The 20482-nt window shown below is 63.4% G+C and carries 20 protein-coding genes; 9 read left to right on the plus strand and 11 right to left on the minus strand.

Annotation, left to right across the window (positions count from 1 at the left end; all coding sequences use genetic code 11):
- Positions 1-40: 40 nt before the first annotated feature.
- A complete protein-coding gene (locus tag G9U53_RS27025) occupies positions 41-808 on the plus strand; it encodes an isoprenyl transferase (protein WP_003945211.1) in 768 nt (255 codons plus the stop codon).
- A 6-nt stretch (positions 809-814) separates the two neighbouring features.
- Here the strand turns inward: G9U53_RS27025 and coaA are convergent, their stop codons facing one another.
- A complete protein-coding gene (coaA, locus tag G9U53_RS27030) occupies positions 815-1747 on the minus strand; it encodes a type I pantothenate kinase (protein WP_003945270.1) in 933 nt (310 codons plus the stop codon).
- A 172-nt stretch (positions 1748-1919) separates the two neighbouring features.
- On the opposite strand from coaA, the gene G9U53_RS27035 reads away from it, so the two are divergent.
- The 5 genes from G9U53_RS27035 (at position 1920) to G9U53_RS27055 (ending at position 8471) form a co-directional block, all read left to right on the plus strand.
- Complete coding sequence (locus tag G9U53_RS27035) at positions 1920-3116, plus strand: DUF885 domain-containing protein (RefSeq protein WP_161120280.1); 1197 nt, start codon at positions 1920-1922, stop codon at positions 3114-3116.
- 76 nt (positions 3117-3192) lie between these two features.
- Positions 3193-4500: a serine hydroxymethyltransferase gene (gene glyA, locus G9U53_RS27040; protein ID WP_003945195.1), complete on the plus strand. Its 1308-nt coding sequence runs from the start codon at positions 3193-3195 to the stop codon at positions 4498-4500.
- 151 nt (positions 4501-4651) lie between these two features.
- Positions 4652-6085, plus strand: coding sequence for an amidase family protein (locus G9U53_RS27045; RefSeq protein WP_165639615.1), 1434 nt, complete (start codon positions 4652-4654; stop codon positions 6083-6085).
- Between the two features lie 26 nt (positions 6086-6111).
- The gene (locus G9U53_RS27050) at positions 6112-6828 is read left to right on the plus strand and encodes a LuxR family transcriptional regulator (RefSeq protein WP_063316812.1); all 717 of its coding nucleotides are present in this window, start codon (positions 6112-6114) and stop codon (positions 6826-6828) included.
- A gap of 275 nt (positions 6829-7103) precedes the next feature.
- Entirely contained in the window at positions 7104-8471 is a 1368-nt protein-coding gene (locus tag G9U53_RS27055; protein WP_003945274.1) for a PhoH family protein, read from the plus strand.
- 60 nt (positions 8472-8531) lie between these two features.
- Here the strand turns inward: G9U53_RS27055 and G9U53_RS27060 are convergent, their stop codons facing one another.
- From G9U53_RS27060 to G9U53_RS27080, 5 genes are all read right to left on the minus strand, one after another.
- Positions 8532-8936, minus strand: coding sequence for a carboxymuconolactone decarboxylase family protein (locus G9U53_RS27060; protein WP_003945227.1), 405 nt, complete (start codon positions 8934-8936; stop codon positions 8532-8534).
- 30 nt (positions 8937-8966) lie between these two features.
- Positions 8967-9392, minus strand: coding sequence for a limonene-1,2-epoxide hydrolase family protein (locus G9U53_RS27065; protein ID WP_007726363.1), 426 nt, complete (start codon positions 9390-9392; stop codon positions 8967-8969).
- 17 nt (positions 9393-9409) lie between these two features.
- On the minus strand, positions 9410-11023 hold the full coding sequence (locus G9U53_RS27070) for a serine hydrolase (RefSeq protein ID WP_165639616.1): 1614 nt from the start codon (positions 11021-11023) through the stop codon (positions 9410-9412).
- A gap of 97 nt (positions 11024-11120) precedes the next feature.
- A complete protein-coding gene (locus tag G9U53_RS27075) occupies positions 11121-12692 on the minus strand; it encodes an MFS transporter (protein ID WP_070162415.1) in 1572 nt (523 codons plus the stop codon).
- Positions 12693-12789: 97 nt separating this feature from the next.
- On the minus strand, positions 12790-13356 hold the full coding sequence (locus G9U53_RS27080) for a TetR/AcrR family transcriptional regulator (protein ID WP_165639617.1): 567 nt from the start codon (positions 13354-13356) through the stop codon (positions 12790-12792).
- A 340-nt stretch (positions 13357-13696) separates the two neighbouring features.
- On the opposite strand from G9U53_RS27080, the gene G9U53_RS27085 reads away from it, so the two are divergent.
- Positions 13697-14152 (plus strand): nitroreductase family deazaflavin-dependent oxidoreductase, encoded by a 456-nt coding sequence (locus G9U53_RS27085; protein WP_042920867.1) that lies wholly within the window; start codon positions 13697-13699, stop codon positions 14150-14152.
- Positions 14153-14211: 59 nt separating this feature from the next.
- A complete protein-coding gene (locus G9U53_RS27090; RefSeq protein ID WP_082661311.1) occupies positions 14212-14931 on the plus strand; it encodes an NAD(P)-binding domain-containing protein in 720 nt (239 codons plus the stop codon).
- A gap of 49 nt (positions 14932-14980) precedes the next feature.
- On the opposite strand, the gene G9U53_RS27095 is transcribed toward G9U53_RS27090, so the two are convergent.
- The gene (locus G9U53_RS27095) at positions 14981-16384 is read right to left on the minus strand and encodes a class II fumarate hydratase (protein WP_003945220.1); all 1404 of its coding nucleotides are present in this window, start codon (positions 16382-16384) and stop codon (positions 14981-14983) included.
- A gap of 101 nt (positions 16385-16485) precedes the next feature.
- Positions 16486-17520 carry a class II fructose-bisphosphatase gene (glpX, locus tag G9U53_RS27100; RefSeq protein ID WP_003945202.1) on the minus strand — a complete coding sequence of 345 codons (1035 nt, stop codon included), beginning with the start codon at positions 17518-17520 and terminating at the stop codon, positions 16486-16488.
- Positions 17521-17700: 180 nt separating this feature from the next.
- Here glpX and G9U53_RS27105 point away from each other — a divergent pair, with 180 nt between their 5' ends.
- Positions 17701-18270 (plus strand): DUF4245 domain-containing protein, encoded by a 570-nt coding sequence (locus tag G9U53_RS27105; protein ID WP_003945206.1) that lies wholly within the window; start codon positions 17701-17703, stop codon positions 18268-18270.
- A 21-nt stretch (positions 18271-18291) separates the two neighbouring features.
- On the opposite strand, the gene G9U53_RS27110 is transcribed toward G9U53_RS27105, so the two are convergent.
- From G9U53_RS27110 to G9U53_RS27120, 3 genes are read right to left on the minus strand one after another with little or no spacing between them, the layout of a single operon-like run.
- Positions 18292-18510 carry an exodeoxyribonuclease VII small subunit gene (locus G9U53_RS27110; RefSeq protein WP_003945276.1) on the minus strand — a complete coding sequence of 73 codons (219 nt, stop codon included), beginning with the start codon at positions 18508-18510 and terminating at the stop codon, positions 18292-18294.
- The gene (gene xseA / locus G9U53_RS27115; protein ID WP_042920858.1) at positions 18507-19772 is read right to left on the minus strand and encodes an exodeoxyribonuclease VII large subunit; all 1266 of its coding nucleotides are present in this window, start codon (positions 19770-19772) and stop codon (positions 18507-18509) included. Before xseA ends, G9U53_RS27110 begins: the two co-directional genes overlap by 4 nt.
- Positions 19769-20368 (minus strand): lipid droplet-associated protein, encoded by a 600-nt coding sequence (locus G9U53_RS27120; protein ID WP_030536251.1) that lies wholly within the window; start codon positions 20366-20368, stop codon positions 19769-19771. Before G9U53_RS27120 ends, xseA begins: the two co-directional genes overlap by 4 nt.
- Positions 20369-20482 lie beyond the last annotated feature (114 nt).

The raw sequence follows: 20482 nt of genomic DNA on the forward strand, positions 1-20482 counted from the left end.
CACTGCCGGGCGTAGTCTTTGACACCATGGTGATGTCACGGTGAATCTGCGCGGACTGCTGTACAGCATCTACGAGCGACGACTCCTCAGTCATCTCGACGGTCTCGCGCACCCACGGCACGTAGCCGTGATGTGTGACGGAAATCGGCGATGGGCTCGCGAGAACGGCTTCACCGATGTCAGTCACGGGCACCGCATGGGCGCGCTCAAAATTGCCGAATTGCTCGAGTGGTGCGACGCCGCCGGAATCGAGATGGCAACCATCTACCTGCTCTCGACCGAGAACCTGCGCCGCGAGCCGGAAGAGCTCGACACCCTCCTCGAAATCATCACCGACGTCGTCGAAGAGATCTCCGGGCCCGGCAAGAACTGGAGTGTGCAGATCGTCGGGGCTCTCGATCTTCTGCCTCCCGAGCAGTCCAGGCGCTTGCGGGAAGCGGCGGCGGGGACGAGCGGCCGAACCGGGACACATGTCAACGTCGCGATCGGATACGGCGGGCGTCAGGAGATCGCCGACGCCGTCCAATCGCTCCTGCGCGACAAGATCGGTGCGGGCCTGAGCGGAGACGAACTGATCCAGGCCGTCACGGTCGACGGCATCGACGGGCATCTGTACACGTCGGGACAGCCCGATCCGGATCTGGTGATCCGCACCTCCGGCGAGCAGCGGCTCTCCGGATTCCTGTTGTGGCAGAGCGCCTATTCGGAGATCTGGTTCACCGAGGCGTACTGGCCCGAGTTCCGTCGAGTCGACTTTCTTCGAGCCTTGCGCGATTACGCGGCGCGCCACCGCCGGTTCGGCGCCTGAGCCGTCTCAGAGCTTGCGCAGCCGCAGCCGGTTGATCGTGTGATCGGCGTCCTTGCGCAGCACCAGGGTTGCGCGGGGACGGGTGGGGAGAATGTTCTCCACCAGGTTCGGGTGATTGATCGAGTTCCAGATCTCCTTCGCCGCGATGGTCGCGTCACGGTCGGAGAGGCCGGAGTAGTGGTGAAAGTGGGCGTTCGGATCGGCGAACGACGTGTTGCGTAGCGCAAGGAACCGCTGGATGTACCAGGCTTCGATGTCCTCGATGCGGGCGTCGACGTAGATCGAGAAGTCGAACAGATCGGAGACCATCAGACGCGGGCCGGTCTGCAGGACGTTGAGGCCCTCGATGATGAGGATGTCGGGCTGGCGGATCAGGTGGTACTGGCCCGGGATGATGTCGTACGACGTGTGCGAATAGACCGGTGCCGCTACCTCTTCCGCCCCGGACTTGACTTCGGTGACGAAGCGCAACAGCTTGCGGCGATCGTAGCTTTCGGGAAAACCCTTGCGGTGCATGATGCCCCGACGCTGGAGTTCCCTGGTCGGATAGAGGAATCCGTCCGTGGTGACGAGGTCGACGCGCGGATGGTGATCCCAGCGGGCCAGGAGAGCTTGCAGCACACGAGCAGTCGTGGATTTTCCGACCGCGACCGAACCGGCGACACCGATGACGAAGGGCACCTGACGGTCGGGATGCTTCTCACCGAGGAAGGTCGCGGTGGCCGCGAACAGCCGTTGGCGCGCCGCCACCTGCAGGTGGATCAGACGTGCAAGGGGGAGATAAACCTCGGCAACTTCTTCGAGATCGATCTGCTCGCCGAGACCACGCAGGCCGTACAACTCGTCCTCGGTCAACACCAGTGGCGTCGACTTACGCAGTGTCCGCCACTGCTTGCGGTCGAACTCGACGTAGGGACTCGATTCGTTGGTGCGCGCCATCAGCCCAGCTCACCGGCACGTAGTGAACCCGGGGCCCGGCGGACGAAACAGCTATGCGAGCAAGCCAGGCGCGTGTGCGCACGATCCGAGTGCATAGTCGGATTGTGCTCGGTGCCACGTCCGGGACTTTCGCCGGGTGGCATTCCGGAGCGAGCGACTAGGCTCGGTCGTTATGGATCCAGACACACTTGTTCGCCAATACCTGCTGCTCGGACTGGGTTTCGACCGTCTCGAAGACGGGTTCGTCGACGCGTTCACCGGTGACCCGGCGCTGCGTAAGCAGATCGAGAGCGCCCCGAAGCCCGATCCGCGTGAACTTGCCCGCACGGCACGTGAATTGCGGGGCGAGTTGGCCGGAAGTGGTCTGAATGCCGAACGCGCCCACTTCGTCGACGTACACCTTCGCGCCCTGGAATGCTCCGGGCGCAAGTTCGCGGGTGAGGACATCGGCTTCGTGGACGAGGTCGAGGCGTACTTCGACGTCCGAATCGAGAAGGGAAACGAGGACGCCTACAGCGACGCTCACCGGTTGATGGGTGAAGTTCTGCCCGGTCCGGGACCGCTGGCGCAGCGGGTGCAGGCGCATCGCAAGGCCGACGAGATCCCCGCGGCGAAACTGAACGAATGCGTCGAGGCAATGTCGAGTGCGCTGCGCGATCTGGTCCGCGGCACGTTCGGGCTTCCCGCGTCGGAAACCGTCGAATACGAAGTGGTGGGGGACAAGCCGTGGTCCGGCTTCAACTACTACCTCGGTGACTACCGCTCCAAGGTTGCGATCAATTCGGATCTGCCGCAGTTCATGGCCAACCTGCCGCGGCTGATCGCGCACGAGTCCTACCCCGGCCATCACACCGAGCATTGCCGTAAGGAAGCCGGTCTGGTCGGTTCGGGCCAGCTCGAGCAGACACTGTTCCTGGTCAACACGCCGCAGTGCATCATGGCCGAAGGCCTCGCGGATTTGGCGCTGGAAGCGATTGTCGGCCCGGACTGGGGTTTGTGGGCGCAGGACATCTACGCCGACCTCGGCTTGTCTTTCGACGGGGAAAAGGCGCAACGGCTCTCCGCCGCGTCGGGGCAACTGCTGAGTGTCCGGCAGGATGCGGCGCTGATGTTGCACGACGAGGGGCGCAGCCTCGACGACGTGGCGCTGTTCCTCGAACGGTGGTCGCTGTCGACGCCGGAACGCGCTCGCCAATCGCTCAAGTTCCTGTCTTCGCCGCTGTGGCGGGCATACACCAGCACGTATGTCGAGGGATACCGGCTGCTCGGGGGCTGGCTGGACGAGGTGCCGGTGGGCGCGGAGCGCACCGAACGCTTCCGCAGGCTGCTCGACGAGCCGCTGGTCCCCAGCTCTCTGCGTGCTGCCTAGTGCCGGGTGGAGACGGCGGGAGCGAACTTCGTAGACTGGACGCATTCGTTTCCGCATCCAGCTTGGAGATTCCTCGATGACCGCTGTGCCCGGCTCCGACGTCAACTCTGCATCACTCGCCGAACTCGACCCCGAAGTCGCCGAGGCGATGGCTGGTGAATTGGCTCGTCAGCGCGACACGCTCGAGATGATCGCGTCGGAGAACTTCGTTCCCCGCTCGGTTCTGCAGGCTCAGGGCAGCGTCCTGACCAACAAGTACGCCGAGGGCTACCCGGGACGTCGTTACTACGGCGGTTGCGAGCACGTCGACGTCATCGAGGATCTGGCGCGCAACCGTGCGAAGGAACTCTTCGGTGCAGAGTTCGCGAACGTTCAGCCGCACTCGGGCGCACAGGCCAACGCTGCTGTTCTGATGGCACTGATGAACCCGGGTGAGAAGCTGCTCGGCCTCGACCTTGCACACGGCGGTCACCTCACGCACGGCATGAAGCTCAACTTCTCCGGCAAGTTGTACGACGTCGCGTCCTACGGCGTCAGCAAGGAAGATCACCGCATCGACATGGACGAGGTGCGCTCGATCGCCCTCGCCGAGAAGCCGAAGGTCATCGTTGCCGGCTGGTCCGCGTACCCGCGTCAGCAGGACTTCGCGGCGTTCCGCGCGATCGCCGACGAGGTCGGGGCGTACCTGTGGGTGGACATGGCTCACTTCGCCGGACTGGTTGCGGCAGGACTGCACCCGTCGCCCGTCCCGTACGCAGACGTCGTCTCCTCGACCGTCCACAAGACCCTCGGTGGTCCGCGTTCGGGCCTGATCCTGGCGAAGAAAGAGTGGGCCAAGAAGCTCAACTCCGCTGTCTTCCCCGGTCAGCAGGGTGGACCGCTCATGCACGCCATCGCGGCCAAGGCAGTCACCTTCAAGATCGCTGCCGGTGAAGAGTTCAAGGATCGTCAGGCACGCACCCTTTCCGGTGCGCGCATCCTTGCCGAGCGTCTGGGCAACAAGGACGTCGCAGACCAGGGCATCAGCGTCCTGACCGGCGGCACTGACGTCCACCTCGTGCTCGTGGACCTGCGTAACTCGCAGCTCGACGGCCAGCAGGGTGAGGACCTTCTGCACGAAATCGGCATCACGGTCAACCGCAACGCTGTTCCGTTCGATCCCCGCCCGCCGATGACCACCTCCGGTCTGCGTATCGGTACCGCAGCGTTGGCCACTCGCGGATTCGGCGATGCCGAGTTCACCGAGGTCGCCGACATCATCGGTACCGCTCTGGCCGGCAACGCGGATCTGCCGGCGCTGCGTGCGCGCGTCGCCAAGCTCGCCCTCGACCTTCCGCTGTACGACGGTCTCGAGAACTGGGGCCTGCTCAGCAAGAACGTCTAGGTATTCCTTCACCGACGGCCCGGTCCCTTTCGAGGGGCCGGGCCGCTGGTTTTTGCCAGTCGCGGATTGTGGCATCGGTCACATGACCGATGGTGGCCGAGTTCGGCGCTTCCTAGCCTGAGAGCATCACCCCTCCGGCGAAGGAAACCCCATGACCGAACAGAATCTGCATTGGCTCTCCGCTACCGAGATGGCGGCGTCGGTCGCGTCGAACAGTCTCTCGCCCAACGAGATTGCCGAAGCGATGATCCAGCGCGTCGACGCCGTCAATCCGTCGATCAACGCGATAGTGCAGTTCGAGCGCGAGCAGGTGACGCGCGATGCGGCCGAACTCTCACGGCAACAGGAAGCGGGCGAGAAGCTCGGCCCGCTGCACGGCGTTCCGTTCACGATCAAAGATCTGACGGCAGTCGACGGGCTGCCGACCACGTTCGGGATGAAGCCGATGGCCGACAACATCGCGACGGGAAATGCCGTCGTCGTGGACAGGCTGCGAGGCGCCGGCGGACTGTTCCTGGGAAAGACGAACACTCCCGAAAGTGGTTACTACGGAGGCACGGACAACCACCTGTACGGGCCGACGCACAACCCGTGGAAGCTCGGCAACAGCGCGGGCGGGTCCAGTGGCGGTGCGTCGGCTGCCGTGGCTGCAGGCCTCGGGCCACTTGCCGAGGGCAGTGACGGTGCGGGATCGGTGCGTATCCCGTCGGCGCTCTGCGGGGTCGTCGGGTTGAAGCCGACCACCGGCGTCATCCCGCAGACCATCCTGGCCGGGCGCTTCTACAACTGGGCGTATCACGGTCCGATCACCCGGACTGTTGCCGACAACGCGCTGATGCTCGACATCATGGCCGGGCCGGACAATGCGGACCCGCTCTCGATCGAGCGTGCCGAGACCTCGTACGTCGAAGCCTCGAAGGGCGACGTGAAGGGCCTTCGCGTGGCGTGGTCGCCGAATCTCGGTCTCGGCCATGTTGATCCGGAGGTGCTGGCGGTGTGTCTCGACGCGTTGTCGGCATTCGAGGAATTGGGTGCCCGGATCACCGAGGCGACCCCGCAGTGGGGAAATCCGTCGGAGTCGATGTGGAACGGCATCTGGGTTCCCGGTTTCGCTTCCGAATACGACTTGCTCGACTGGGAGAACCAGCGCGGCGAGGTCGACGACAACCTGATCGAGATCATGCACGAGGCCGAGCGGCTCACCGGTGTCGACGTCGGGCGGGCCGACGCATTCCGCGGCGTCATGTGGGACACGTGGACCGCGTTCATGAACGACTACGACGTGTTGGTCTCGCCGACCTTGGCTTCGGCCACGTTCCCGCTCGGTCAGTTCGCGCCGTCGTGGCTCGAGGGTGCGTCGCTGCGTGAGCAGTTGCTCGATTGGCTCTTCACCTACCCGTACAACATGCTCAACAATCCGGCGATCACCGTGCCCGCTGGATTCACCGCCGACGGTCGACCGGTGGGGCTGCAGATCGCCGCACGTCACCGCCAGGACGCACTGGTCCTGCGGGCTGCCGCGAACTTCGAAGCGGCACGTCCGTGGGCGGACAAGAAGCCGGCCGATTCACTGGTCGTGGCCTAGCTCACACGATTGGCTAGATTGGTGTGATGACGTCTGTACTGCCTGATCGCGGCGCTGGACCTGACATGTTCGCGCCGCGATCGCCGGCGGCCGGGGCGTACGGCATTCTCGGCCTGTGCGCCGAAGAACTCCGCGCTCGTGGACTCGCGTACTCGGCTGCGGCGGTCACGTACCGAGACCCGTCGAGCGGAAGGCATCGGGCTCTGGCGTGTTCCGGATACGACGCCAGGGTGCTCGAGTTCCTGCTCGAGGACTTCGTCGCCGATCGCAATCTCTTCGGCATCATTCGCGAGGCTTCGGGCGTGCCCGTGTTCTGGCAGGACGTGCCACGATTCGAGCAGGTCGAGATGGTCACCGATGTTCTGCGGCCGTCCGGGTACGCCGAGGGTGCCTCGGTCGCATTGGGGTTCTCCGGCCGTGAGGTGACCGGATTGCTGCACATGAGCTTCGCGGATTCCGGCGTCGTCGATCGCGTACGGGAGGTGGTGGCGGCGTCCAGCGCAGCCTGCTCGCGCGTCGTGGGGGACCAGGTGGCGCTCGATCGTGTCCATCTGAGCCCACGGGAGATTCAAGTACTGCAATTGGTGGCCAGAGGCGCGGGCAATGTCGAGATCGCCGAGGAGTTGTTCGTCAGCCGTCGCACCGTCGCCACCCATCTCGAGAACATCTTCGTCAAGACCGGAACCAATTCGCGGGTTCAGGCAGCGGTGCGCGCCGCCAAGTGGGGTCTGATCGAGTCCTGAGTGACGCCGAATCACACGAGTGGCATTTTGTTACCTGGCGTTCACCAGATGTGCGGCTCGTTCCGTGGCGCGAGTGTCCGATCCGCAGTACCGTCGGCAGTAACGAGTAACCAGAAGTTACTTGTGCGGGAGGTTCTGATCGTGACTGAAACACTCAGTACGAGAGGGCCGGCGCCCGGCCCTTGTTTCAGCTGACACAGCGTCACCTGACACCAGAGCCGTCCGGCCCAGCGAGCTGAGTTTGCGCGGGTGCCGCGCAGACCTAGGAGCCCAACGTGACTGCATCACGCTCCGTCTCTGCCCACTCGGCCCGGGCTGATCTATCAGCCGGGAATCATTCGGGAGATGCACTTCGCACGTACGTCTTGGATACCTCGGTACTACTGTCCGATCCATGGGCTGTCACTCGATTCGCCGAACACCACGTGGTACTCCCACTGGTCGTGATCAGTGAACTCGAAGGCAAACGGCACCACCACGAACTGGGATGGTTCGCCCGAGAATCGCTCCGCATGCTCGACGATCTACGGATCGAATACAGCCGCCTCGACCGTCCGGTGCCGATCGGCACCGAGAACGGGACACTGCAGGTCGAACTCAATCACACCGACCCTGCGGTCCTGCCCGTCGGATTCCGCACGGACAGTAACGATTCGAGGATTCTGGCGTGTGCGCTGAATCTTGCTGCGGAGGGCAAGGATGTAGTCCTCGTCAGCAAGGACATTCCGCTTCGTGTGAAGGCAGGCGCGGTGGGACTACCTGCCGACGAGTACCACGCTCACGACGTCGTGCCATCCGGATGGACGGGCATGACCGAGCTGGACGTCGCCTCAACGGACATCGACGAGCTGTTCAACGAGGGTTTCCTGGACCTCGACGAAGCGCGAGATCTGCCGTGTCACACGGGTCTTCGCCTGCTCGGTGGTTCGTCGAGCGCCCTCGGTCGGGTGACTCCCGACAAGCGCATCCAGTTGGTGCGCGGTGAGCGCGAGGCGTTCGGGTTGCACGGCCGCTCCGCCGAGCAGCGCATTGCGCTCGATCTCCTCATGGACGAGAGCATCGGCATCATCTCTCTCGGTGGTAAGGCGGGCACCGGTAAGTCGGCCTTGGCTCTGACAGCAGGTTTGGAAGCCGTTCTCGAGCGCCGCACTCAGCGCAAGGTTGTCGTCTTCCGTCCGTTGTATGCCGTTGGCGGACAAGAACTCGGCTACCTTCCCGGTAGTGAGAGCGAGAAGATGGGCCCGTGGGCTCAGGCCGTTTTCGACACTCTCGACGGGTTGGCCTCGCCAGAGGTTCTCGAAGAGGTTCTCGCCCGCGGAATGCTGGAAGTGTTGCCGCTGACGCACATTCGCGGTCGGTCGCTGCACGATTCGTTCGTGATCGTCGACGAAGCGCAGTCGCTCGAACGAAATGTTCTGCTGACAGTGCTTTCTCGTCTGGGAACCGGCTCGCGAGTGGTCCTCACGCACGACGTCGCGCAGCGTGACAACCTGCGAGTGGGCAGGCACGACGGAGTTGCGGCCGTCATCGAAAAGCTCAAGGGGCACCCGCTTTTTGCGCACATCACACTCACGCGCAGTGAGCGTTCGCCGATCGCCGAGTTGGTGACCGACATGCTCGAGGAGTTCGGCCCCACTTCCTGAGAAGTGATCTCCCCGTGCGGACTTCGGTCTGCACGGGGAGATGCCTGGGTTTGAAGTTGTTCAGTTTTGCAGCGGTCCCAGTTCGTTGTCGAGAACTTCCTGCACGACACGCATCGCCGCCAGCCCCGCCGGCGCGCCGCAATACGCGCTCGCGTGGATCACGGTTTCGACGATCTCGGTGCGCGTCAATCCGTTTCGCAATGCCCCACGTACGTGGCCTTTGAGTTCGTTCTCGGCGCGCAGCGCGATCAGCATCCCCAGATTGATCAGACTGCGACTGCGGCGATCGAGTCCGGGACGCGTCCATACAGAACCCCAGACGTTGGCCGTCACGAAGTTCTGCAGTTCTTCGCTGTCCGTTCCCCGGGTGCGCTCGAAGGCGGCGTCGACGAAATCGGCCCCCATGACTTCGGTGCGCACAGCCAATCCGGCGTCGAAGGAGTCAGGCGTGGTGTTTTCGGACATGGCAGGTTCGCTCGCTTTCGGCAGGTGATTTCAGGCCGGAGCAAGCCTACTTCGTGTCCCGGTCCCGACGACTGCGCGGCCGACCGCGGTTACCACGCCCCACGCGACGTCTCGCAGACTGAAGTAGTCCCGCCAGACGCAGACCTTGCCGTCGCGCAGTTCGAAAGTTCCGCATACCCAGAACTCGATGCGCAACGGTCCGACAGTGAGGATGTCGGTGCGTTCGGTGAGCACCGTGGACTCGTCGCCGACGATGTGGTGCATCTCCGCCTCGAATTTCAGTGAAGGCTTGGTGACCAGACGAAGCGCTCGCACGACGGTCTTCTTGCCTCGCAGGGTGGGGAGCGAGACGTTCTGCCAGACGATGTCGTCTGTCATCAATTCGGCTGCGGCGTCCACGTCGAAATCGGTGAGGGCCGCGAACATTGCGTTCACCGTGGCTGTCGAACTACTCATGGGGTGTCCTTGGCTGATTATTCGGCCGGTGTTGCCCGGATGAAGGTACCGAGATGATCGTGATCGAAGTACTCCAAGGTTAGCGAGTTTCCGTCGAAGGTGGCCTTCGAGACCGTCCCGGCCGGTGCGTTCTCGCCGCTGAGCGGGAACGTGAAGGTGTTTCCGTCCCAGTGGGTCAGAGGGTACGTCGCGGCCGCGGGACCCATGGTCAAGGTCAGCGCACCGTTCTGCTGCGTCACGAGCGCGGGACCCCAGTACGGATTGCCGTAGTCGCCGGTCAATTGGTCTGTCGGTGGCGCGGGAGCGGGGGAGGCCGGCGGCGTCTTCCCGGCAAGTTCGCCCTCAGGGTCGGCTTGTGAGGCAAAGGACGCTTCGTACAGCGGGCGCCACTCGCGGGTGATCTTCCCGAACTGCACCAGATCGGCGAATTCGGCGGTCAAGGTCTCTGCGACGCCGGTAGGCGTGCCGTTGGTCAGAACGACTATGCCGACGTCAGCGGAGGGAATCGTCACGAAATTGGTCCCGGCACCGAGCAGGAAGGCGCCGGAGTGGCTGGCGGTCACACGGCCTGCCGCGCTGTCGGAAACGTTGAACCCGTAGCCGTAGAAGCCGGAGCGTTCCCCGATTTCCTGCGCATGGCGCGAGACGATTTCCGGGTTGACTGCGGGCACGAGCGCCTCCGTCTGAACGACCTGCTGCCCCTGATACCGACCGCCCGACAGCACCATGTCCAACCACTTGGCCATGTCGTTCACCGAGGAGCTGACTCCACCGGCGGGGGATTGGGCGTCGGCGTCCCGAACCGGCCCTACCTTGTACTTTCCGTCCTCGAGGATGTGGCCCACTGTTCGATTTTCTCGGGCTTGGTAATCGGCGAACCGCGAAGACGTCGACGTCATACCGAGCGGACCGTAGATCGTGTTCTGCGACAGCGTTTCCCAATCGGTGCCCGCCGCGGCTGCAACGGCCTCCGCACCGGCAGTGACGCCGAAGTTCGTGTACTCGTATGTGATTCGGAAGGGATTGAGCGGTAGTTGGCGAAGTTTTTCGAGCACCTGTGCCCGGTTGTAGCCCAGGTCCTCCAGCCCGTCGCCGGCGTGGTCCGGTAACCCCGACCGATGCGTGTAGAGATCGGAGATCGTGAGGTGGTCGGTCACCCACGGATCGGCAAGCGCAAACTCCGGCAGTTTCGAGATCACCGGAGTGTCCCAGTCGACGGTCCCGATTCCGACTTCGTGGGCGACCACCGTGGCCCCGACCGATTTCGACACCGATGCCAGTTGGAACACGGTGTCGGCATCGACGGTGGCGCTCTTACCCAACTCGCGAACCCCGAATCCCTTCGCGTACACAGTCTTACCTCCGTGCACCACGGCCACCGCCATGCCGGGAACACCGGAACTTGCCATGAGGTCGTTCGCGAGGCCGTCGAGCTTCCCGACCGCGTCGTCGATTTGCCCGTCCGGGATCGGCACCCCGGCGTCGAGACCCGGGCTGGCGTCGCTGACGACCGGCCCGGGCGCCGAGGTGGTGTCTGAATCGGACGAGCATCCGGCGAGCAGGGCGACCGTCAGTACTACCGGAACCGCCGCTGCCGACAGTCGCGAGCTGTTTCTACTGGTGATGGACACGAGATTCTCCCTAGCAGGGTTGTCGTCGGTACCACTCGGTCAACCCAGTATCGGGGAACGGCGGGCTGATATTGGGACAAATCGGGAAACCTTGTAGCTACTTCGGGGTCTTGGTTGTCAGACTGCCGAGAATGGAGCCTTCCGTGACCGGCTTCCAAGGGAGCAACAACGCGACCAGCAGAGCGGTGATCAATGCTGCTCCGACCGTGAAGTACGACGCGATGGCGAAACCTTCCAGGCATGCGGTCTTCATCGTGTAGATCAGACTGTCCTTCTGCTGCTCGAAGAGCGGACTGATGTCGCGGGAGCGGATCTCGATGACGCTGAGCACGGACTCACGAGCGAAGCCTTTCTCCTGCGCCGACATCACGGCGTCGGGAATGGCGTCGACGATCGGAGCCACCTTGGACGTGTAGTACGAGGCGACGATCGAACCGATGACGGCGACACCCAGGGTCCCGCCGAGCTCACGCGTCGTGTCGTTGACTGCCGAACCTGCGCCCGCTTCGTCGAGGGGCACCGAGGACATGATGGAGTCGGTCGCCGGTCCCTGGACAATTGCGAGGCCCAGACCCATGAGGACCATCGAGATCACGACGGGTCCGAGGTAGGGCGTCTCGACGGTCGTCCGACCCGCCAGGAACATCCCGCCGCTGAGTACCAGGAGGCCGAACACCATCACTGCAGTCGTGCCGAGTTTCTGTGCCGCCAAGGTGGCGACTGGGGCGCCCACGGCGACAGCTGCAGCGAAAGGCAAAGAGTGGATGCCGAATTCGAGCGGCGAGTACTCCCGAACGCCCTGGAAGTACTGCGTGATCAGGAACAAGAATCCGAACATGCTGAAGTAGCTGACAGCAATAGCCAAGGCGGGGAAAGAAAACCGCCGGATTCGGAAGAGATTCATGTTCAGGATCGGCGCGTCGGTGCGCAGTTCCCATGCGACGAATGCGGCCAAAAACACTGTCGCAGAGAGGTATCCCGTGATGCTGAATGTCGACACCCATCCGCGATGTGGTGCGTCGATGATGGTCCACACCAGAATGACGATGCCCAGTAGCGACAAGATTGTTCCGACGAAATCGAATCGGCCGACGTGGAGCGCCTTCGATTCCGGAACAACCAGCAGCACACCCACGATGACCAACAATGCTGCCGGGACGTTCATCCAGAACACCGAGTGCCAGGAGAAGTGCTCGAGAAGCCAGCCGCCCGCAGTCGGGCCGATGGCAATCGCGAAGCCGGCCATTGCGGTCCAGGCCGCGATGGCGATGGCTCGTTCTCTGGCGTCGGTGAAGATGTTGGTGATCATGGCCAACGTAGCCGGAAAGACAGCTGCGGCAAAGACACCCATGGCGGCTCGCGCCATGATCACCTGTTCGAGGTTGGAAGCCAAGGCGCCGACGAGCGACATCGCACCGACGCCGATCAAGCCGATGATCATCACTCGGCGGCGTCCGAAGCGGTCACCCAGGTGGCCGAAAGTGAGTAGGAACCCGGCGAAGGTCAACGTGTACGCGTCGACGATCCATTGCAGGTCGCTGACGCTGGCGAACAAGTCGACGCTCATCGTCGGCAGTGCGACGTTGACCACTGTGTTGTCCAGCACGACAAGGAGTTCGGCGAGGCAGATGAAGATCAGCGCAGTGAATCGACGTGACTTGGTCATCATGGGCGCCGAGGGCGCCGGTGCAAGTGTGTGAGACATGTTTGTACGCCATCTCTGCTCCTGCGCGGACGGCAGCAGCGGTTGGAAGAAAGAGGGTTGGTCAGCTCGGGGCCGAGACCAGAGCCTTGAGGTGAGCGCCGATGCGATCGAGAGGCGCCGTGGTGTGCTGAGCTTTTGCCATCAGCGTCGCGCCTTCGATTGACGCGATCACGACGGTTGCCCATTGTGCTGCAGTCTCGGACGGCTGTCCCTGCTGCCAGAAGAACGATGTGAGAAGCGATTCCCACGAGGTGAAGGATTCGCCCGCAGCAGTTAATGCCGCCGGCGTCGACGCGCCCTCCACTGCCGCGGCTGCGACCGGACAGGAGGAGGTGAAATCGCTCTCTACCAAGCTGTTTCGAAATATCGTGACAACCGCGTCGATGATCTCCGGTGGGGAAGACTGAGCGATCATCGAACTGATGGCGGCACTGACGCCCCGGCCGAAGTAGGCAACTGCTTCGCCGGCCAGCTGTCCTTTGCCCTCGGGAAAGAAGTGGTACACCGACCCTCGGGGAGCTCCCGAGCGTTCGACGATCTCGGTGAGCGAGGTCGTCGCGATCCCGTGTTCACGGAAGGCATTGATGGCGCCGACCAGCATCAGAGTGCGGGAATCGGAGTCGGCCATCCCGCCATCGTATGCAATCGCAGTGCTGTTCGAATCATCTGGTGCCGCTGATTCTCTTGGTACTCCCCACTTGCGACGCGCTGCGGCGATCGGACAACGCGTCTGCGGGCCGGTCATGGCAACGAGGCGTCTCGAGGTGTGTTCATCACTGCCTCCCAGTATGTCGATCGGTATAGGAACGAATCTGAGACTAGATGTAACCGACAGACACAGTCAAGTGTTGTGTGCAGGTGGTGGGTATCGACGGAGATTCTTGGTGGCAAAACTCCCCGAACAGTGGTTATATCGTGCGGTATAGAGCTGTTGCTTCGAGCACCAGCTTCGGAGGAGAGGAAACGACATGCCGGTACCGACGTCAGTTGCACGAAAACGAAGAATCGAAGTCGCAGTCGGGAAGTATTTCGCCAATCCGCTGGTCACCGGATTGAATCGGATCGGTTTGATGCCGTCGTTGATGACCGAGATCGAGACGGTTGGACGCCGAACCGGTCTGACCCGCCGAGTGCCCGTTGCGATCACCTACGACGGTGACGAGGCGTGGGTCATTGCGCAGCATGGCACCGGCACGGGGTGGGGTGCCAATATCTCTGCGACGCCGAAGGTTCGGATCCGTCGCCGCGGCGAGTGGGTGGACGGACAGGCCCAGATCATGCCGGACGACGACGTGCCGGCGCGGGTGAAGACATTTGCGTCGGGGAAGATCAGATCGGCGCTGACGGCCTCTGCCTTTCGCGGATTGCAGACCGACCCGGTCAGTGTTCGCATCAAACTCGCACTCGATTCGTCAACCGATTGAATCAACGGGAGTTGAAATGGCCGGTGCGGAATGACCCGGTGCGTTCTCGTCGTTGACGAATGCAGCGGTGGCGCGATCGCCACTCCACACGACGAAGGAGCAGGATCATGCGCATCGGAATCATCGGAGCCGGTCAGATCGGTGGCACGCTCACACGTAGGCTCGCTGCGCTCGGTCACGACGTGCGCGTCTCGAACTCGCGGACACCGGACACGCTTGCAGAACTGGAAGCCGAGACGGGTGCGAAGGCAGTCCGCAGCACCGAGGCCGCCGAGGGTGCCGAGCTGGTCATCGTGAGCATTCCGCAGAAGAACGTGGTTGATCTACCGGCGGGGATTCTCAGCGGTGCGGTCGCCGGTGCCCCGGTCATCGAGACCAACAACTACTACCCGCAACAGCGTGACGGTCTGATCGCCGCCATCGAGGACGGACAGACCGAAAGCGGATGGGTGCAGGAACACCTGGGTGTACCGGTGTTCAAGGCGTTCAACGGAATCTGGTGGAAGCATCTCCTCGAGAAGGGGCTTCCCGAAGGTGCAGAGGGGCGCATTGCGCTACCCGTCGCCGGCGACGACGACGCGAACAAGCAGGTCGTCTTCGATCTGATCAATCAGTTGGGCTTCGATCCCGTCGATGCGGGAACGATCGACGATTCCTGGCGTCAGCAGCCGGGAACTCCGGTGTACGGCAAGGACTTCGATCGAGAAGCGACGTTGAAGGCATTGGCCGAGGCGAGCCCCGATCGCACCGACGAGTGGCGGGCAACCGCTGCGGTGTGAGTGCAAGGGTGGCGGTTTCCGAAGTGGAAACCGCCACTCTTTTGTTTGTTCAGTCCTTGACCTTCGCCATCGCCAGAACGTCGAGACGCTTGTCGAGTTCTTCCTCGCTCAGCTTGTCCGGGACGAGTCCGCGCTCGATGACGACCTGACGGATCGTCTTCTTCTCTTTGAGCGCCTGCTTCGCGACGGCTGCGGCTTCCTCGTAACCGATTGCCGAGTTGAGGGGCGTCACGATCGACGGCGACGATTCGGCGAGTGTCTTGAGGTGCTCCTCGTGCGCGACCAGTCCGCTGACGCACTTGTCGGCGAACAGTCGAGAGACGTTGGCCAGCAAGGTGAACGACTCCAGCAGGTTGCGGGCCATGACCGGGATGTAGACGTTGAGTTCGAAAGCTCCGGCTGCGCCACCCCACGCGATGGCGGCGTCGTTTCCGATCACCTGAGCCGCAACCTGAGTGGTTGCCTCGGGCAGGACCGGGTTCACCTTTCCGGGCATGATGGAGCTTCCCGGCTGCAGATCGGGGAGTGCGATCTCGCCGAGTCCGGTCAGCGGACCCGATCCCATCCACCGAATGTCGTTGGCAATCTTCGTCAGTGAGACGGCGATGGTCCGCAGCGCGCCCGATGCCTCGACCAGTCCGTCACGCGCGGCCTGCGCTTCGAAGCTGTTCTTCGCCGGAGTCAGCGCGTCGACACCGGTCGACTTGACCAGTTCGGCAACAACTTTGGGGCCGAATCCATCCGGAGCATTGAGACCGGTGCCGACTGCTGTTCCGCCGATCGGCAGCTCGCCGAGGCGGGGGAGTGTTGCGTTGACGCGCTCGATGCCGGCCTCGATCTGACGTGCGTAGCCGCCGAACTCCTGACCGAGCGTGACCGGCACAGCGTCCATCAGATGGGTGCGCCCGGATTTGACGACGGTCTTCCACTCGGTCGCCTTCGTGGCAAGCGCAGCATGCAGATGTTCCAGTGCCGGAACAAGATCGGTGACCGCTGCTTCGGTAGCTGCGACATGCGTGGCGGTGGGGAAGGTGTCGTTGGAGGACTGCGACATGTTGACGTGATCATTGGGATGTACGTCCACACCGGCGGCCTTCGCGATGGATGCGATGACCTCGTTGGCGTTCATGTTCGAACTGGTTCCCGAGCCGGTCTGGAAGACGTCGATGGGGAACTGATCGTCGTGCTTGCCTTCGGCGATCTCGTTCGCGGCGGCGATGATTGCGTCGGCCTTGTCCGCGTCGAGGAGTCCGAGGTCCTTGTTGACCTGCGCACACGCTGCTTTCAGCAAGCCCATTGCGCGGATCTGGGTGCGCTCGAGCGGGCGCCCGCTGATCGGGAAGTTCTCGACTGCACGCTGGGTCTGTGCTCGCCACAGTGCGTCGATGGGCACCCGAACTTCGCCCATGGTGTCGTGTTCGATTCGGAACTGTTGATCGTTGCTCTCCGTCATGGCTCCACATTGCCACTTTTCGAGAGCGGGTAGGGGACTACGTCCCCCGTGAGCGGTTGAGGAATGCAGGGACTCCCTAACCACTCACGGGGCGGAGCCCATCAGAACGTCGGGGGAACCGCGCCCTCTTCGCCGTCGAAGTCGACGGAGCTGTACTCGCGCAGCTTCTCGAGACGGTGGTACGCGTCGATCATGCGAACGGTGCCGGACTTGCTACGCATCACGATGGACTGCGTGCTGGCGCCGCCGCCGTAGTAGCGGACGCCGCGCAGGAGGTCACCGTCGGTGACGCCGGTGGCGCAGAAGAAGACGTTCTCGCCCGAGACGAGATCTTCGGTGGACAGGATCCGATCGAGATCGTGACCGGCGTCGATGGCCTTCTGACGCTCTTCGTCGTCGGTGGGGGCCAGCTTGCCCTGCAACGATCCACCCATGCAGCGCATGGCTGCTGCGGCGATGATGCCCTCTGGCGTTCCGCCGATGCCCACGAGCATGTCGGTGCCGGACTCCGGACGCGCTGCGGCGATCGCGCCGGCAACGTCACCGTCGGAGATCAGACGGATACGAGCGCCGGTGTCGCGAACGTCCTGGATCAGCTGGTTGTGACGCGGGCGGTCCAGGATGCAGATCGTGATGTCGGAGACCGACGCCTTCTTGACCTTGGCCACGCGCTTGATGTTCTCGGCGATCGGTGCGCTGATGTCGATGACATCTGCGGCATCCGGCCCGACAGCGATCTTCTCCATGTAGAACACGGCCGACGGATCGAACATCGCGCCGCGCTCGGCAACAGCCAGAACAGAGATCGCGTTGGGCATGCCCTTGGACATCAAGGTGGTGCCGTCGACCGGGTCGACGGCGAAGTCACAGTCGGGGCCGTCGCCGTTTCCGACCTCTTCGCCGTTGAACAGCATCGGCGCTTCGTCCTTCTCGCCTTCACCGATGACGACGATGCCGCGCATCGAGACTGAGGAGACGAGCTGACGCATGGCGTCGACGGCTGCTCCGTCGCCGCCTTCCTTGTCGCCGCGGCCTACCCAGCGGCCGGCAGCCATAGCACCGGCTTCGGTGACTCGGACCAATTCGAGTGCGAGGTTACGGTCCGGGGTCTCACGATGAGTGCTGCTGGCCGTCATGTGCGGTGCCTCCTGGCGCGGTCGCGGTCGACGGGGTGTGTCGACGCAGTGGTTTCTTCAGGCGTCATTGTCCCAGATGGGAGCGGCTACGTGCGCTGTCGGGTCGCCGCAGAGACGTTTTGTCTCGCTCGAGGGGGACCGGGAATCGTATCTACTGCGCAGTACCTGGATACTGGGGGTGTGGCATCGAAGAAACCCCGCATTCTCGAAGACAACAAAGACATGGTCTGGTCTCTCGTACCGTTGGTGCTGTTCTGCATCATCATTGCGGGCATCGCCAGCCAGTGCACGTTCAGTCCTGGCGGCCCGACACAGGGGCCTATCCCGAGCGTCGACGTGGACGCAGCTCTGAACTACGACGCGAAGGAACTCGGATTTCCCATCCGTAATCCCGGTGTTCCGGACGGGTGGACTCCGAACTCCGGCAGTCGCAAGATCATCTCCGGCGACGGCGGCGGAGATTCGAGCACTGTGGGATTCATCACGACCAGTGGTCGCTACATCCAGCTGACACAGAGCAACGCCGAGGAATTCCCGTTGGTGTCACATGTTGCCGGTGGACAGCGATTCGCGACCGGAGTCGAGACCGTCGGTGCCGATACGTGGAACGTCTTCGGCGGCGAAGGTGTCGAGTCGATCTGGGTCACGGACGTCGGGGATGTTCGCCTGTTGCTCACGGGCGCGGCGACGCCGGAAGAGTTCCGGATTCTTGCCGAGAAGGTCGGCGCAGCGCAGCCGATCACGCCATAGGATTTGCGGTCGGAGCGGACGCTACTCGTCCGCTTCGGCCAGAGCCTTTTCGACGCGGGCCCTCGCGCCGGCCAAGTGCTCTTCACAGCGCTTGGCCAACGCTTCGCCTCGCTCCCACAGTGAGAGTGACGCGTCGAGGTCCAGACCGCCCTGTTCGAGAATCTTCACGACGCTCACCAGTTCGTCCCGGGCTGCTTCGTAGCCGAGTTCGTTGATGTCGGTGTCGGTGGCGTTGCTCATTTTTCTCTTCCCATCACTGCGGCGCGAACGGCGCCGTCTGCAAGTCGAACTCGAATCTGGGTACCGGGTGGCGCGTCCTCGACCGAGCGCAGAACCTCCGGATCGCCTTCGGCGACAACACGTTGCACGACTGCGTATCCGCGGGCCAGCGTCGCGGCGGGGCCCAGCGTGGTGAGCCGGGCGCGCAGATGCTCGATCGTTCGGGACTCGGAGTCGATCAACCGAGTCACATCGCGTCGTCCGGCGGCTTGGAGCCTTTCGACCTCCTCGGCGCGACGGTCCACCGCGAGCAGCGGCGATGCCATGACCGGTCGAGTGCGCAACTGTTCGATCAGATGAGACTCACGCTTGACCCAGCTGCGCAGTGCCGCAGCGCTGCGGTCACGCAGATCCGCAACCAGGGCAGCTTCCGCAACCGCGTCGGGTACGACGCGCTTGGCCGCGTCCGTGGGTGTGGCTGCGCGCAGGTCGGCGACGTGGTCACTGAGCGGGCTGTCCGGCTCGTGTCCGATGGCACTGACGATCGGCGTCGTGCAGGCCACGATGGCGCGGCACAGCGCTTCGTCGGAGAACGGCAGGAGATCCTCGACGCTACCGCCGCCGCGAGCGAGGATGATGACGTCGACTACCGGGTTGGCGTCGAGTTCCTTCAGCGCTTCGATGATCTGGGGAACAGCAGTCGGGCCCTGAACCGCGGTGTTACGCACTGCGATGGCAACTGCTGGCCAACGACGATGGGCGACTGAGACGACATCCTTCTCGGCCGCACTGGCTCGGCCCGTGATCAGGCCGATCGTGCCGGGCAGAAACGGAAGCGGCCGTTTGAGCCGCGGATCGAACAAGCCCTCGGCGGCGAGCAAGGCGCGCAGTCTCTCGATGCGGGCAAGCAGCTCACCGATACCCACGGCGCGAATCTCGGTGACACGCAACGACACCGTTCCGCGTCCGGTGTAGAACGAGAGCTTGCCGAACATCACGACTCGCGAGCCCTCGGTCAACGGCACCGGGGAGTTGTGCAACAACTGCGGTGAGCACGTGATCGACAGCGACATGTCTGCCGACGGATCACGCAGGACGAGAAAGGCCGTTCGGGTGCCGGGTCGTGCATTGATCTGGGTGATCTGACCTTCGACCCAGATACTGCCGAGCCGATCGATCCAGCCGGCGACCTTGGCGGAAACCGTGCGGACCGGCCACGGCTGCTCAGCGCTACTGGCGCCGGACGATCGCTGCGATGAAGCGGGGGGCGTTGCGGAAGTCACTTTGCCTTGGCTGTGGTGATGCGGTTGGTGAGCATGGTCTGGAACGGTGCGCGAGCGAGCGTCGCATTCTCGTAGTCCAGGACTGCGGTCAGCTCGTCGATGCTGAGCGTCCGGATGCGCGCACGGAGCTGTGCGAGTGTGAGGTTGGGGTAGTCGAGTTCGGTGACGATCTCGGGCTCTTCGGCAGGTCCGTCCGTCGTAGCTGCCGTGGATTCGGACTCGGCGACGGGTGCGGGTTCCTCGATGGGGGCAGTCGGCTCGAGCGAGTAGAGCGCGAAGCGACCGGCGTTGGTCGGGGTGTCAGCGGTGGTCGATCCGGTGGAAGGCGTCGGGTCAGCAGGCGCGTCGACGTCTTCGTCGAAGACCGCCCACTCGGGCTGTTCGTCCTCGGAAGACCAGTTGATCAGTGCAAATGCCTGATCGCCCTTGATGGCCAGCGAGGTGATCGACTGCTGCACGCGCATGCTTGTCTGCAGCATCTGGCTCACGGCGGTCATCGGCAGGGCGACGGCGGTGGTGGGCAACTTCTTTGCCTCTTCCATCGCGGTGACGGCGAGTCCCGCGGCAACGCGCGCCACGAACGGTGGTCGGATCATTCCCACAGCTTGCCGCAAAGCTCCGACAATCGGTAGCCGACTTGCCTGTGACGGCCGTACTCGTTTACTTCGGAACCTTCGATCGGAGCCCGAAACCGAGGTGTTCACGTTTGC

It is taken from the genome of Rhodococcus sp. D-46 (assembly GCF_011290655.1).
Classification (GTDB): Bacteria; Actinomycetota; Actinomycetes; order Mycobacteriales; family Mycobacteriaceae; genus Rhodococcus_F; species Rhodococcus_F qingshengii.